Origin of the sequence: Streptomyces sp. NPDC057682, from assembly GCF_042799575.1 — a bacterium.
In the GTDB taxonomy this organism is placed as follows: Bacteria; Actinomycetota; Actinomycetes; order Streptomycetales; family Streptomycetaceae; genus Streptomyces.
Map to the genome: position 1 here is coordinate 434,904 of NZ_JBHVIN010000001.1, position 16,509 is coordinate 451,412.

Consider the following 16,509-nt stretch of genomic DNA (forward strand, 5'->3'; position numbering starts at 1 on the left):
CGGACACCCCGTGGCTGGAATGACGCGGGGCATTCGATACGAGCTGGGAGCGTGCAGATGTCCGCGGGCTTCGATCCTGTCGCTGATGACATGTCCGGCGCGGAGGTCCGCCCGGGGGGACGCTCGGAGGCCGGCCGGCCGTCGGGTCCGGGGGGCACGGAGGGGGCTCCCGGCCCGGAACAGGCCGCCGGGGCGGTCGCTCCGGGTGGTGCGGAGGAGACTTCCGGGGCCGCCGCTCCGGCGGGTACGGAGGCGACTCCCGGCCCGGAACAGGTCTCCGGCGCCGCCGCGCTGGCCGGCCGGCTGGCCGGGCTGCCGTTGAGCGAGCAGACCAGGCTCCTCACCGATCTGGTCTGCGAGCAGACCGCGGCGTGCCTGCGCAAGGTCCGCCCCGACACCGAGCCGGTGGTCGTCGCCCGCACCTCGTTCCGGGAGCTGGGGCTGGACTCCATCGCCCTGGTCGACCTGCACGCGCGCCTGAACGCGGAGACCGGGCTGGCCCTGCCGGTGACCGCCGCCTTCGACCACCCGAGCCCCGAACTGCTCGCCGACTGCGTCCGTACAGAACTGCTCGGTGCCCCCGCCGCCCGGGTGGAGCCGGCCGCCGAGCAGGCTCCGGCCTTCGACGGCGAGCCCATCGCGGTCGTCGGCATCAGCGGCCGGTTCCCCGGCGGCATCCGCTCGGCGGAGGAGCTGTGGGACCTGGTCGACGGCGGGGCGAGCGCGGTGGGGCCGTTCCCCGACAACCGCGGCTGGGACCTCGACGCGCTGTTCGGCGACGACCCGTCCGTGCCCGGCACCTGCTCCACCCGTACCGGCGGATTCCTGCACGACGCCCCGGAGTTCGACGCCGAGTTCTTCGGGATCGGGCCGCGCGAGGCGCTGGCGATGGACCCGCAGCAGCGGCTCCTCCTGGAGACCGCCTGGGAGGCGCTGGAGCGGACGGGCATCGACCCGACCTCGCTGCGCGGCAGCCGTACGGGCGTGTTCATCGGCGCCGGCCCCTCCGAGTACGGGCCGCGCGTCCAGGACGCCCCGGAGAACCTGACCGGGTACCTCGTCACCGGGGGCGCGCTCAGCGTCACCTCGGGGCGGGTCGCGTACGCGCTCGGCCTGGAGGGGCCCGCGCTGACCGTCGACACGGCCTGCTCCGGTTCGCTGGTCTCCCTGCACCTGGCCGTCCAGTCGCTGCGCCGGGGCGAGTGCGCGATGGCACTGGCCGGCGGGGTGACCGTGCTGAGCACCCCGGGGCTGTTCACGGAGTTCAGCCGGCAGCGCGGGCTCGCCCCGGACGGCCGTATCAAGGCGTTCGCGGCGGGCGCCGACGGCACCTCCTTCGCCGAGGGCGTCGGTCTGCTCGTCGTGGAACGGCTCTCCGACGCCCGCCGCAACGGCCACCGGGTCCTCGCCGTCATCCGCGGTTCGGCCGTCAACCAGGACGGGGCCAGCAACGGCCTCACCGCCCCCAGCGGCACCGCCCAGCAGCGCGTCATCACCCAGGCCCTCGCCGACGCCGGGCTCACCGGCGGCGACGTCGACGCGGTCGAGGCGCACGGCACCGGCACCACCCTCGGCGACCCGATCGAGGCCCGCGCGCTCATCGCCACCTACGGCAAGGACCGGCCCGCGGACCGGCCGCTGTGGCTCGGCTCGGTGAAGTCCAACCTCGGGCACACCCAGGCCGCCGCCGGGGTCGCCGGACTCATGAAGATGATCATGGCGATGCGGAACGGGGTGCTGCCCCGCACCCTGAACGTGGACGCCCCCACCGGCAACGTCGACTGGTCAGCCGGGACCGTACGGCTGCTCACCGAGCCCGTTCCGTGGCCCGTGACCGAGGACCGGCCGCGCCGGGCCGGTGTCTCCGGATTCGGCATCAGCGGCACCAACGCCCATGTGATCGTGGAGGAACCGCCCGCCGAGGACGCGGGCGAGCCCGTCGAGGGCGACGCCGGCATCCCCGGTGCCCACGCCGGCTCCGACGCGGATTCCGAGGCCGGTTCTGCCTCCGATGCCGGCTCCGGCGCCGGTTCCGCTCCCGTGCTCGTCCCCGTCGGGGCCCGCTCCGACGACGGGCTGCGCGCCCAGGCCGCCCGCCTCGCCGGCTTCCTGGCCGAGCGCCCCGACCTCACCCCGGCCGACCTCGGGCACGCGCTGGGCACCGGCCGGGCCGCGCTGGAGCACCGGGGCGCGGTCGTCGCCGCCGACCGCGACGGACTCCTCGCCGGGCTGCGCGCCCTGGCGGAGGGGACGGACACCGCGGACACCCGGACGGGCACCCTGCCCGCCGGGCGCCTCGCGTTCCTCTTCACCGGCCAGGGCAGCCAGCGCCTCGCCATGGGCCGCCGCCTCTACGACGCCCACCCGGTCTTCGCGGACGCCCTCGCGGACGCGATCGGCTGGCTCGACCTCCAGCTCGACCTGTCGCTGTGGGACGTGCTGTTCGCCGAGGAGGGGACGCCGGAGGCGGCGCTGCTCGATGAGACGCGGTACGCGCAGACCGCGCTGTTCGCCGTCGAGGTGGCGCTGTTCCGCCTGGTCGAGTCGTGGGGGGTGCGGCCCGACTTCCTGGCCGGGCACTCCATCGGTGAGATCGCGGCCGCCCACGTCGCCGGGGTCCTCACCCTGGAGGACGCGGCGATCCTCGTCGCCGCGCGCGGCCGGCTGATGCAGGAACTCCCCGCCGGCGGCGCCATGATCGCCGTACAGGCCACCGAGGAGGAAGTCCTCCCGCTGCTCAGCGAGCGGGTCGCCGTGGCCGCGCTCAACGGACCGGACTCCGTGGTGCTCTCCGGCGAGGAGGACGCCACCGTCGCGCTCGCCGCCCGTTTCGCGGAGCAGGGGCGCAAGAACAAGCGGCTCCAGGTCAGCCACGCCTTCCACTCGCCGCTGATGGAACCGATGCTGGAGGAGTTCCGCCGCGTCGCCGGGGTCCTCAGCTATGCCGCGCCCGCGATTCCGGTCGTCTCCACGGTCACCGGGCGGCTCGCGACCGCCGCCGAACTGTGCTCCCCGGACTACTGGACCGACCACGTCCGCAACGCCGTGCGCTTCTCCGACGCCATGGACTGGCTCCTCACCGACGGCGGCGCCCGCACCTTCCTGGAACTCGGCCCGGACGGCGTCCTCAGCGCCCTGGGCCAGAACTGCCTGCCCGAGGAGCGCGAGGCCGACACCGTCTTCGCCCCGCTGCTGCGCGCCGGCAAGGACGAGGTCCGCGAGGTGCTGGGGGCCGTGGCCCTCGCCCAGGTGCGCGGGGCGCTGATCGACTGGGACGCTCTGTACGCCGGGCACCGCACCCGGCCCGTCGAGCTGCCCACGTACGCCTTCCGTACCCGCCGCTACTGGCTGGCCCCCGAACCGTCCGCCCCCACCGGCCTCGGCCGGCTCGCCTCCCAGCACCCCGTTCTCGGCTCGGCGGGCGACCTCGCGGGCACCGGCACCACCGTCCTCACCGGGCGGGTCGCGCCGCGCACCCACCGCTGGACCGCCGACCACACCATCGCGGGCGTCACCCTGCTGCCCGGCACGGCCTTCGTCGAACTGGCCCTGCGGGCCGCGACGGAGACCGGCTGCGGCACGGTCGAGGAGCTGACGCTCCAGGCCCCGCTGGTGCTGCCCGCGTCCGGCGGCGTCGACCTCCAGGTCGTCGTGGCCCCCGCCGACGCCTCCGGCCGCCGCACCGTCGAGTGCTTCTCCCGCCCGGACGGCGCCGAGGACGCCGAGGACCCCTGGACCCGCCACGCCACGGGCGTCCTCGCCCCCGCGGCCCCGGAGCCGGACACCGCCGCCCTGGCCGGGGCCTGGCCCCCGGCCGGAGCCGTCCCCCTCGACGTCAGCACCCTGTACACCGACATGGCCGGCGAGGGCTACGGCTACGGCCCCGCCTTCCACGGGGTGCGGGCCGCCTGGCTCCTGGACGGCGCCGTCTACGCCGACGTCGAACTCCCGGAGCACATACGCGCCGACGCGGCCGGCTACGGACTCCACCCGGCGCTCCTGGACGCCGCCCTGCACCCCGCCGACCACGCCCTCGCGTCCGTCGGCGAGCGGCCGGAGGGCACCTGGGTCCCGTTCTCCTGGAACCGGGCCACCCTGTACGCGGCGGGCGCGCCCGCCGTCCGCGTCCGCATCACCGCCAGCGGCTCCGACGAACTGGACGTGACCGTCGCGGACGCCACCGGCGCCCCCGTCGCCCGCGTCGAATCGCTGCTGCTGCGCGCCGTCACCGCCGCCCAGCTCGCCGCCGACCGCTCCGACCCGCTGCTCGCCGTCCGCTGGCACGACGCGGAACTCCCGGCAGAAGCAGCGGAGTTCGCTGAGTCCGGCGACCTGTCGGGGGACGTGGTCCCGGACCTCGTCGTCTACCGCGTTCCGGCCACTCCGGAGGGCGACGTGCCCGCCGCCGTCCGCGCCGTCGCCGCCGACGCGCTGGCCGCCGTCCAGGCCTGGCTGGCCGACGACCGCAACGCGGGGTCGCGGCTCGCCGTCGTCACCCGGGGCGGCGCCGCCGTCCCCGGCACCGATGTCGACCTCGGCCAGGCACCCGTCTGGGGTCTGGTGCGCTCCGCCGAGGCGGAGAACCCCGGCCGGTTCGTCCTGGTCGACACCGACGAGGCCGGTGCCGCCCGTCTCGGCCGGGCGCTGGCCGCCACGGCCGAACCCGAACTCGCCCTGCGCGGCGCCCGCATGTACGTCCCCCGGCTCACCGCCGTGCCCGCCCCCGAGGAGGAGCGCCCGGCGCCCTGGGACGCGACCGGCACCGTCCTGCTCACCGGCGGCACCGGCGGCGTCGGCGCCGAACTCGCCCGCCACCTGGTCCGCGAGCACGGCGTCCGCCATCTGGTCCTCACCAGCCGGCGCGGCACCGACGCGCCCGGGGCCCGCGAACTCGTCGCGGAACTCGCGGAGCACGGCGCCGACGTCACCGTGTCCGCGACCGACGTCGCGGACCGGGACGCCCTGGCCGCCCTGCTCGCCGCCGTCCCGGACGCGCACCCGCTGCGCGCCGTGGTGCACGCGGCGGGCGTCATCGACGACGGACTGACCGGCCACCTCACCCCGGCCCGGCTCGACACCGTGCTGCGCCCCAAGGTGGACGCCTCCTGGCACCTCCACGAGCTGACGGCGGACCTCGGGCTCGCCGCGTTCGTCCTGTTCTCCTCCGCCTCCACCGTCCTCGACGGCGCGGGCCAGGGCAACTACGCCGCCGCCAACCTGTTCCTGGACGCCCTGGCCGCCCGCCGGGCCGCGGCCGGCCAGGTCGTCACCTCGCTCGCCTGGGGCCTGTGGGCCGGCGGAGGAGGCATGGGCGCCTCGCTGGACGCCGCCGCCCTGACCCGGATCGAACGCCTCGGCCTCGACTCGCTGTCCTTCGCCGAGAACCTCGCCCAGCTCGACAAGGCGCTGCGCACGGACGAACCGGCCGTCGTCCCCGTACGTGTCAACCCCCGCGCCGTACGCGCCCGTACGGACGGCACGCCCACCCTGCTGCGCGCCCTCGTCCGGCCCCGCACCGCCCCCGCCGCCCGCGCGGCAAACGGCCCGGCCGCCGCGACCGGCACCGCCCCGCTCGCCGCGCTCCTCGCGGAGATGAACGCCGCCGACCGGCTCGCGCACGTCCTGCGCCTGGTCCGCACCGAGACCGCCGCCGTCCTCGGCCACCACAGCGCCGACGAGGTCAGCGCCACCCGCGCCTTCATGGAGACGGGCTTCGACTCGCTGGCCGCCGTGGAGCTGCGCAACCGCCTCGCCACCGCGACCGGGCTCCGGCTCAGCGCCACCCTGACCTTCGACTACCCCACGGCCACGGTCCTCGCCGAGTACCTGGTGACCAAGCTCGTCGGCGAGGCCACGGCGGCCGGTCCGCAGACCCCCGCCGCCCGTGCCGGGGCCACCGACGACGATCCGGTCGTCATCGTCTCCATGGCCTGCCGCTACCCGGGCGGGGTGACCTCGCCCGAGGAGCTGTGGCAGCTCGTCGCCGACGGCTCCGACGCCATCGGCCCGTTCCCCACGGACCGGGGCTGGGACACCGGCCTGTACGACCCGGAGATCGGCAAGCCCGGCCGCACCTACTCCACCGAGGGCGCCTTCCTGTACGACGCCGCCCACTTCGACCCGGCGTTCTTCGGGATCAGCCCGCGCGAGGCCCAGGCCATGGACCCGCAGCAGCGGCTCCTCCTGGAGGTCGCCTGGGAGACCTTCGAGCGCGCGGGCATCGACCCCCGCTCGGTCAAGGGCACGGACACCGGGGTCTTCGCCGGGGTGATGTACCACGACTGGGGGCTGCGCCTGGGCCCCCTCCCCGACGACGTGGCGGGCTACCACGGCAACGGCAGCCTCGCGAGCGTCGTCTCGGGCCGCGTCGCCTACACCCTGGGCCTGGAGGGCCCGGCGGTCAGCGTCGACACGGCGTGCTCCTCGTCGCTGGTGGCGCTGCACATGGCGGCCCGCGCGCTACGGGCGGGTGAGTGCTCGCTCGCCCTGGCCGGCGGTGTCACGATCATGTCCACCCCGGACACCTTCCTCGACATGGCCCGCCAGCGCGGTCTGTCCTCCGACGGCCGCTGCAAGTCCTTCGGGGCGGGTGCGGACGGCACGGGCTGGGGCGAGGGCGCCGGTGTCCTGCTCCTGGAACGGCTGTCCGACGCCCGCCGCAACGGCCACCGCGTCCTGGCCGTGGTCAAGGGCTCCGCCCTCAACCAGGACGGTGCCAGCAACGGCCTCACCGCCCCCAACGGCCCCGCCCAGCAGCGCGTCATCCGGGGCGCCCTCGCCAACGCGGGCCTGTCGGCCGCCGAGGTCGACGTCGTCGAGGCGCACGGCACCGGAACCCGCCTCGGCGACCCGATCGAGGCGCAGGCCCTCCTGGAGACCTACGGCCAGGAGCGGCCCGAGGGCCGGCCCCTGTGGCTGGGCTCCATCAAGTCGAACATGGGCCACACGCAGGCCGCCGCCGGTGTCGCGGGCATCATCAAGATGGTCATGGCCATGCGCCACGGCGTCCTGCCCAAGTCCCTGTACGCGGAGACCCCGTCGGACCAGGTCGACTGGTCGGCCGGGGATGTCTCCCTCCTCACCGAGGCCCGGGAATGGGAGCAGGCGGGCCACCCGCGCCGCGCGGCCGTCTCCTCCTTCGGCATCAGCGGCACCAACGCCCACGTGATCATCGAGCAGGCCGAGGAGCCGGCCCCGACGGCGACCGCCCCGGCCCCCGCGCTCCCCGCCCTCCTCGCCTGGCCCGTCTCCGGTGCCACCGCCGAGGCCCTGCACGCCCAGGCCGGCCGCCTCCGCGACCGGCTCCCCCACCTCACCGACACCGAACTCGCCGCCGCCGCCCGCACCCTCGCCACCGGCCGCGCCGCCCTCGAACACCGCGCCCTCGCCCTCGGCACCGACCGCGACGACCTCACCACCGCCCTCTCCCTGCTCACCGGCGCCGACGCGGTCCAGGAAGGCAAGTCGGCGTTCCTGTTCACGGGGCAGGGTGCGCAGCAGCTCGGCATGGGCCGCGAACTGCACGCGTCCTTCCCGGTGTTCGCGAGTGCCTTCGATCTGGTCTGTGCGGAGATCGACACGCATCTCGGGTCGTCGCTCCGTGATGTGGTGTGGGGTGAGGACACGGACGCGCTGAACGCGACCGGGGTCACTCAGCCCGCGCTGTTCGCCTTTGAAGTGGCGTTGTACCGGCTCGTGGAGTCGTGGGGAATCACTCCGGACGTGGTGGTCGGCCACTCGATCGGCGAGCTGGCCGCCGCGCACGTCTCCGGGGTGCTGTCGCTCGCAGACGCGGCCCGGCTCGTGGTCGCGCGCGGTCGGCTGATGCAGGCACTTCCTGCCGGGGGTGCGATGGTCGCGGTGCAGGCGACGGAAGCGGAGATGTTGCCGGTTCTGACGGACGGTGTCTCGATCGCGGCGGTCAACGGGCCCCGGTCCGTGGTGGTTTCCGGTGTGGAGTCCGAGGCTGTGGCGGTGGGCGAGCACTTCGCTGCCGCAGGCCGTAAGACGAGTCGGTTGTCCGTCTCGCACGCGTTCCATTCCTCGCTGATGGAGCCGATGCTCGACGAGTTCCGCGCGGTGGCCGCGTTGCTGTCGTACGCCGAGCCGCGTATTCCGGCGGTCTCGACCGTGACGGGTGAGCTGACGTCCGACTGGCAGTCCCCGGAGTACTGGGTCGGTCAGGTCCGCGAAGCCGTCCGTTTCGCTGATGCCGTACGTGCTGCCGAGCGCTTCGGTGCTCGTACCTTCGTGGAGATCGGGCCGGACGCCGTCCTCACCGCCCTCGGGGCCGGTTCGGCCGAGGACGAGAGCAGTGCCTTCGTGCCGCTGGTGCGGCGTGACCGGGACGAGGTCCGTGAGGTCGTGGCCGGGGCCGGGGCGGCCTGGGCGCGCGGGGCGGACGTGGACTGGGCCGCCGTGCTCGGGACCGGCGGGCCGCTGGTGGACCTGCCGACGTACGCCTTCCAGCGCAAGCGCTACTGGCTCGACGTCACCGCGAAGACGGGCGATGTGGGCTCGGCGGGGCTGGACGCGGTCGAGCACCCGGTGCTCAGCGCGGCCGTCGTGGCGCCGGAGTCCGGGTCGGTGGTGCTCACCGGTCGGCTGTCGGCCGCCGGGCAGCCCTGGGTCGCGGACCACGGGGTGCACGGGGCGGTCCTGCTGCCCGGCACCGGGTTCGTCGAACTGGCCGTGCGCCTCGGGGACCAGGTCGGCTGCGACCTCCTGGAGGAACTGACCCTGGAGGCGCCCCTCGTCCTGCCCGAGCACGGCGGCGCGTCCCTGCGCGTCGCCGCCGGGGCCCCGGACGCCTCCGGCCGCCGGCCGCTGCACATCCACTCCCGGCTGGACGGGGCGCCCGAGGACAACTGGACCCGGCACGCCACCGGCTTCCTCGCCACCGGCGCCCCGCCGGAGGTACCCGGGGCGGACCTGACCACATGGCCGCCGCGCGGCGCCGCCCCGGTGGTGGTCGAGGGGGCGTACGAGCGGCTGCGGGAACGCGGTTACGGCTACGGCCCGGCGTTCCAGGGCCTGACGGCGGCCTGGCGGCGCGGCGACGAACTGTTCGCCGAGGTCGCCCTGCCGGAGACGGTGCGCGGGGAGGCCGCCGACTACGGGCTGCACCCGGCGCTGCTGGACATCGCCATGCACGTGGACGTGGTGGTCGACCAGGGCGAGGGCGGCACCGAGGCGCTGCTGCCGTTCGCCTGGAGCGGGGTCGCGCTGCACGCCGCGGGCGCGTCCGCGCTGCGCGTGTACGTCCGGCGTATCCGGGGCGCGGAGGAGTCGGCGATGGTCGTCGCCGACGAGACCGGCAGCCCGGTGATGACGGTGTCCTCGCTGATCTGCCGCCCGGTCTCGCCCGACCAGCTCGCGGTGGCCGAGGGGCCCGTTTCCGACGCCCTGCACCACATCGAGTGGACGCCGCTGCGGCAGCCGGCCGCGCCGCTGCCGTCCTCCCCGGCGGTGCTGGACGAGTACGGTCTGGCGATCCTCTCCGACCCGTCGGCCGTCGTCCTGGCCTGCTGCCCGGTGCCGGGCGGCTGGCCGGTGCCCGAGGCGGTCCGTACGACCACCGCGTACGTCCTCGACCAGATACAGACCTGGCTGACCGACGAACGCTTCGACGCCACCACGCTCGTCGTCGTCACCCGGGGCGCCGTCACCACCGACGACGCCTCGGCCCCCGATCTGACCCAGGCGCCCGTCTGGGGCGTCGTCCGGGCGGCGCAGGCCGAGAACCCGGGCCGGATCGTCCTGCTGGACGCCGATCCCGCCACCGGGATCGACACCGCCGGGCTCCCGGACGCCGTCGGTGCCGCGCTGGCCCAGGGCGAACCCGAACTGGCGCTGCGCGACGGCCGGTTCCTGATCCCCCGGCTCGTGCGGACCGCCGTGCCCGAGGCCGACGCGCCCTGGGACGGCGAGCGGACCGTCCTGGTCACCGGAGGTACCGGCGGTCTCGGCGCCCGGGTCGCCCACCACCTCGTCGAGCGGCACGGAGTGCGCCACCTGGTGCTCACCAGCCGCCGGGGCCCCGACGCCCCGGGCGCGGCCGGACTGCGCGACCGGCTCCTCGCGGCCGGTGCCCAAGGGGTGCGGATCGCGGCCTGCGACGCCGCAGACCGGGACGCCCTGGCCGCCGTCCTCGACGCCGTACCCCGTGAGCATCCGCTGGGCGGTGTCGTGCACGCGGCCGGAGTCGTCGACCCCGGTCTGATCGGCGCGCTGACCGCCGAACGGCTCGACACCGTGCTGCGGCCCAAGGCGGACGCCGCCTGGCACCTGCACGAGCTGACCCGGGACCTGGACCTGTCGGCGTTCGTGATGTTCTCCTCGGCCGGCGGGCTCGTGCTGCCCGCCGGGCAGGGCAACTACGCCGCCGCCAACGTCTTCCTGGACGCCCTCGCCGCCCACCGCCGCACCCTCGGCCTGCCGGCCACCGCACTCGCGTACGGGCTGTGGGCCGTCAACACGGGGCTCGGCGGCGAACTCACCGACGCCGACGTCGAGAAGATGAACCGGCTCGGCCTGCCCGCCCTGCCCGCCGAACGCGGCATCGCCCTCTTCGACGAGGCGCTGCGCACCCGGCACGCCCTGGTCGCCCCGCTCCTCGTCGACCCGGCCGCCCTGCACGCCCGTGGCGCCGACGTACCGCCGCTGCTGCGCGCCACCGCCGCAGCCGCCCGCCCGGCGCAGCGCCGGACCGCGGCGGCCGCACCGGGCGGCGACACCCTGGCCCGCCGGCTGGCCTCCCTCACCGAGGCCGACCGGACCCGGACCCTGCGCGAGCTGGTCGCCGGACAGGTCGCCGCCGTCCTCGGCCACGAATCGGCCGACACCATCGGTGTGGACCGGGCCTTCAAGGAGCTGGGCTTCGACTCCCTGGCCGCCGTGGAGCTGCGCAACGCGCTCAACGCCGCGACCGGGCTGCGGCTCCCCGTCACTCTCGTCTTCGACTACCCGAACACCCGGGCCGTCGCGGACTACCTGGACGGCGAGTTCGGCGGTGCGCGGGACGAGGCGCCCGTCGAGGCCGCCGCACCCGCGACGGGCGTCTCGGACGACGAGCCCATCGCGATCGTCGGCATCAGCTGCCGCTTCCCGGGCGGGGTGCGCTCCGCCGACGACCTGTGGGACCTGGTCGCCGAGGGCCGCGACGCCGTCGCCGGATTCCCCGAGGACCGGGGCTGGGACACCGAGGGCATCTACGACCCGGAGCCGGGACTGCACGGCAAGACGTACGCCCGGGACGGCGGATTCCTCTACGACGCCGCCGAGTTCGACCCCGCGTTCTTCGGAATCAGCCCGCGCGAGGCCGTGGCCATGGACCCGCAGCAGCGGCTGCTCCTCCAGTCGGCCTGGGAGGCCTTCGAGGACGCGGGCATCGACCCGACGGCCATGCGCGGCAGCCAGACCGGTGTGTACGCGGGCGTGATGTACCACGACTACGCCTCGCGCCTCCAGCACATCCCCGACGACGTCGCCGGCTACCTCGGCAACGGCACCGCCGCCTCCATCCTGACCGGACGCGTCGCCTACACCCTGGGCCTGGAGGGTCCGGCGGTCAGCGTCGACACCGCCTGCTCCTCCTCCCTGGTCGCGCTCCACATGGCCTGCCAGGCCCTGCGGCGCGGCGAGGTCGGCATGGCGCTGGCCGGTGGCGTCACGGTCATGTCGACGCCCGAGATCTACGTGGAGTTCGCCCAGCAGCGCGGACTCTCCGCCGACGGCCGCTGCAAGGCCTTCGCGGCCGGCGCCGACGGCACCGGCTGGGCGGAGGGCGTCGGCCTGCTCCTCGTCGAGCGGCTCTCCGACGCCGAACGCCTCGGCCACAACGTCCTCGCCGTCATCCGGGGCACCGCCATCAACCAGGACGGCGCCTCCAACGGGCTCACCGCCCCCAACGGCCCCTCCCAGCAGCGCGTCATCCAGCGCGCCCTGGCCGCGAGCGGTCTGACCACCTCCGACGTGGACCTCGTCGAGGGCCACGGCACCGGCACCCGCCTCGGCGACCCCATCGAGGCCCAGGCCCTCCTCGCCACCTACGGACAGGGCCGCACCGCCGACGATCCGGTCTGGCTCGGCTCCATCAAGTCCAACATCGGCCATGCCCAGGCGGCGGCCGGTGTCAGCGGTGTCATCAAGTCCGTCATGGCCCTGCGCAACGGTCTGATGCCCAAGACCCTGCACGTGGACGAGCCCTCTCCCGAGGTCGACTGGGAGGCCGGACACGTCCGCCTGCTCACCGAGGCGCGCCCCTGGCCGCGCCGCGAGGACCGGCCGCGCCGCGCGACCGTCTCCTCCTTCGGCCTCAGCGGCACGAACGCCCACCTGATCGTCGAGGAGGCCCCGCAGCCGGCGCACCCGGCCGGCGAACGGCAGGACCGTCCGGACCTCGTCCGCCCGGTGCCCCTGCTCCTTTCGGGCGCGGACCCCGAGGCCCCCGCCCGCCAGGCCGCCGCCCTCCGCGACCGCCTGCTCACCGCACCCGGCACGGACCTCCGCGACATCGCCCACACCCTGGCCACCGGCCGGGCCGCCCTGGAGCACCGGGGCCTCGTCCTCGCCACGGACACCGACGGTGCCCTGCGCGAACTCGCGGCCCTCGCCAAGGGCGAGGGCACGCGCGGAAGCGTCACCAGCGGGAAGACCGCGTTCCTGTTCACGGGGCAGGGTGCGCAGCGGCTGGGGATGGGCCGCGAACTGTACGACTCCTTCCCGGTGTTCGCGGAGGCCTTCGACTCGGTCTGTGCGGAGGTCGACGTGCATCTCGGGTCGTCGCTGCGGGATGTGGTGTGGGGTGAGGACGCGGATGCGCTGAACGCGACCGGGGTCACTCAGCCCGCGCTGTTCGCCTTCGAGGTCGCGTTGTACCGGCTCGTCGAGTCGTGGGGGATCACTCCGGACGTGGTGGTGGGTCACTCCATCGGTGAGCTGGCTGCCGCGCATGTCTCCGGGGTGCTGTCGCTTCCGGACGCCGCGCGGTTGGTCGTGGCTCGTGGGCGTCTGATGCAGGCGTTGCCCGCCGGGGGCGCGATGGTCGCCGTGCAGGCGACCGAGGAGGAAGTCCTTCCGATCCTCACGGAGGGTGTCTCGATCGCGGCGGTCAACGGGCCCCGGTCCGTGGTGGTTTCCGGTGGGGAGGCGGAGGCCGTGGCGGTGGGCGAGTACTTCGCTGCCGCAGGCCGTAAGACGAGCCGCCTCTCCGTCTCGCACGCGTTCCATTCCTCGCTGATGGAGCCGATGCTGGACGAGTTCCGCGCGGTGGCCGCGTCGCTGTCGTATGCCGAGCCGCGTATTCCGGCGGTCTCGACCGTGACGGGTGAGCTGACGTCCGACTGGCAGTCGGCGGAGTACTGGGTCGGTCAGGTGCGGGAAGCGGTGCGTTTCGCCGATGCCGTACGTGCTGCCGAGCGCTTCGGTGCCCGTACCTTCGTGGAGATCGGGCCGGACGCCGTTCTCACCGCCCTCGGGGCCGGTTCGGCCCAGGAGGAGAGCAGTGCCTTCGTGCCGCTGGTGCGGCGCGACCGGGACGAGGTCCGGGTGGCGATGGCCGGGGCCGGGGCGGTGTGGACGCGTGGGGCCGAGGTCGGCTGGGGCGCGTTCCTGGAGGGGAGCGGTGCGCGTCGGGTCGCGCTGCCGACGTACGCCTTCCAGCGCACCCGGTACTGGCTGGACGCCCCCGCCGCCGTCGGGGACGCGGCCGGGCTGGGGCAGGTGCCCGCCGGGCATCCGCTGCTCAGTGCCGTGGTCGTGTCGCCGGAGAGCGGGGCACCGGTCCTGACCGGTCGGCTCTCCGTGGCCACGCACCCGTGGCTCGCGGACCACGCCGTGCACGGGAGCGTGCTGCTGCCGGGCACCGCCTACATCGAGATGGCACTGCGCGCCGGGCACGAGGCGGGCTGTGCGCGGCTGGAGGAGCTGACGCAGGAGGCGCCGCTGCTGCTGCCGGCGAAGGCCGGGGTGGCCGTGCAGGTCACGGTGGGCGAGGCGGACGCGTCGGGGCGGCGGGACGTCGTCGTGTACTCGCGGGCCGAGGACCTGCCCGAGGGCGCTCCGTGGACCCGTAACGCGCGCGGTGTGCTGGCCCCCGAGCCGGCGCCCGTGGTGCAGGACCTGGAGTCCTGGCCGCCGGCCGGTGCGCGGGCGGTGGACGTGAGCGGGATGTACGAGGACCTGGCCGGACTCGGGTACGGGTACGGGCCGGTCTTCCAGGGGCTGACGGCGGCCTGGCGGCGCGGAGACGAGCTGTTCGCCGAGATCGGGCTTCCGGAGCACGCCCGGACCGAGGCCGCCGCGTTCGCCCTGCACCCGGCCCTGCTCGATGCCGCCCTGCACGCGGAGCGGATCTTCGACGCGGACCACGAGGGGCCCGTGCGGGCCGCACTGCCGTTCGCCTGGAACGGGGTCACCCTGCACGCGACCGGTGCCACCGCCCTGCGGGTACGGCTGACGAAGCCGGGCCCGGACGCCGTGGCGCTGCGGATCACCGCGCCGACCGGTGAGCCCGTCGCCACGGTCGAGTCGCTGGTGGTGCGCGAGGTCTCGCCTGCTCAGCTCGCCGCCGACGGCACGGGCGGCGGAGCCGGCCTCTTCCGCATCGACTGGTCGGAGCCCCGGACGGGCGCACCGCAGGCCGCCGGTGACGTGCTCGTCGTCGGGTCGCCGCTGCCGGGCTTCCGCGCGGTGACCACCCTCGCCGAGGCAGCCGCCCAGGACCGGGTGCCGGACACGGTGCTGCTGACCGCGCCGGACGTCTCCGATGTCTTCGGAGCCACCGGCGGGGTCCCCGAGCGGGTCCGCACCTGTGTGGGCCGGCTCCTCGACACCCTCGGCCAGTGGCTGGCCGAGCCCGCCTTCGCGGAATCCCGGCTGGTGCTCGTCACCCGGAACGCCGTCGTCGCCGACGACACGGACCGAGTCGACTGCGTCCAGGCCCCGTTGTGGGGTGTGGTGCGGGCGGCCCAGGCCGAGAACCCGGGCCGGTTCACCGTCGTCGACCTCGACACCGCCGCCGCCTCGGCCACGGCCCTGCCCGCCGCCCTGGCCTCGGGCGAGACCGAGATCGCCGTACGGGAGGGACGCGTCCTGGTGCCCCGCTACGCACCCGCCGACGCCCCCGGAACCCCCCTGGAGTGGGCGGCGGACGGCACCGTCCTGATCACCGGAGGCACCGGACTGCTGGGCGCGGTGCTCGCCCGGCATCTCGTCGCCGAACGGGGCGTCCGCCATCTGGTGCTCACCAGCCGCCGGGGCGAGGACGCCCCGGGCGCGGCCGACCTGCGCGCCGAACTCACCGGGGCGGGGGCCGAGTCGGTCCGGATCGTCGCCGTGGACGCGGCCGACCGGTACGCGCTCGCCGCGCTGCTCGACGAGATCCCGGACGCGCACCCGCTGACCGGTGTCGTGCACGCGGCCGGTGTCATGGACAACGCGCTCGTCGGCGCGGTCACCCCGGAGCAGGTCGGCGCGGTACTGCGGCCCAAGGTCGACGCCGCCTGGCACCTGCACGAACTGACCCGGAACCTGGGTCTGGCCGCGTTCGTCCTCTACTCCTCGGCCGGCGGGCAGATCCTCCCGGCGGGCCAGGCCACGTACGCGGCGGCCAACGTCTTCCTCGACGCCCTGGCCGCCGAACGCCGGGCCGCCGGGCTCGCGGCCACCTCGCTGGCCTGGGGCCTGTGGGAGGGCACGGTCGGGGAGGGCCCGGAGCTGACCGACGCGGACCTGCGCCGCATGGGCCGCTCGGGGGTGCTGGAGCTGTCCTTCGCGGACGGGACCGCGCTGTTCGACCGGGCCATGGCCCAGGACGCCGCCCTGCTCGCCCCGGTCCGGCTCGACCGGGCGGCGCTGCGCGAACGCGCCGACGAGATCCCGGCCCTGCTGCGCGACCTGGCCGGACCACGGGTCCGCACGGCCCCCAGGCCCGCCGCCGTGCCGGCCGCGGGCGCGGGAGACACGGACGGCTCCCTGGTCCGCGCCAAGCTGGCCGGACTGCGCACCGGCCCCGAGCAGACCCGCTATCTGGAGGAGCTGGTCCGGGGCCACGCCGCCGCCGTCCTCGGCCACGGCGACCCGTCCGGGGTCCCCGCCGACCGGGGCTTCACCGAACTGGGCCTGGACTCGCTCGGCGCGATCGAACTCCGCAACCGGCTCCAGAAGGCCACCGGCCTCCGCCTGCCCGCCACCCTGATGTTCGACTACCCCAACTCCGCCTCCCTCGCCGGGTTCCTGGGCGAGGAACTGCGTCCCGAACCGGCGGCCGAGTCCGCGGCCGGGGACGCCCTGGACGACGAGGCCGTGCGCCGGGCCCTGCTGTCGATCCCGGCCGCGCGGCTGCGCGAATCCGGACTGCTCGACACGCTCCTCGGACTCGCCCGCACCGAACCGGCCGGGGACCCCGGTCCCGCCGCCGCGGACGCGTCGGGTCCCGCCATCGAGGAGATGGCCGTCGACGACCTCGTACGGGCCGCCCTGGCCGGCGGCGAACTCAGCTGACCCCGA

The 16,509-nt window shown here is 75.5% G+C and carries 1 protein-coding gene; it reads left to right on the plus strand.

What is annotated here, in order from left to right; translation table 11 throughout:
* Positions 1–90: 90 nt before the first annotated feature.
* The gene (locus tag ACFVDM_RS02025) at positions 91–16,503 is read left to right on the plus strand and encodes an SDR family NAD(P)-dependent oxidoreductase (RefSeq protein WP_383631677.1); all 16,413 of its coding nucleotides are present in this window, start codon (positions 91–93) and stop codon (positions 16,501–16,503) included.
* The last annotated feature ends 6 nt before the right edge of the window (positions 16,504–16,509 follow it).

What these genes read in the sequence shown, in the direction of transcription:
- ACFVDM_RS02025 (WP_383631677.1), top strand. Translation starts at nt 91, where the DNA reads ATGTCCGGCGCGGAGGTCCGCCCGGGGGGACGCTCGGAGGCCGGCCGG.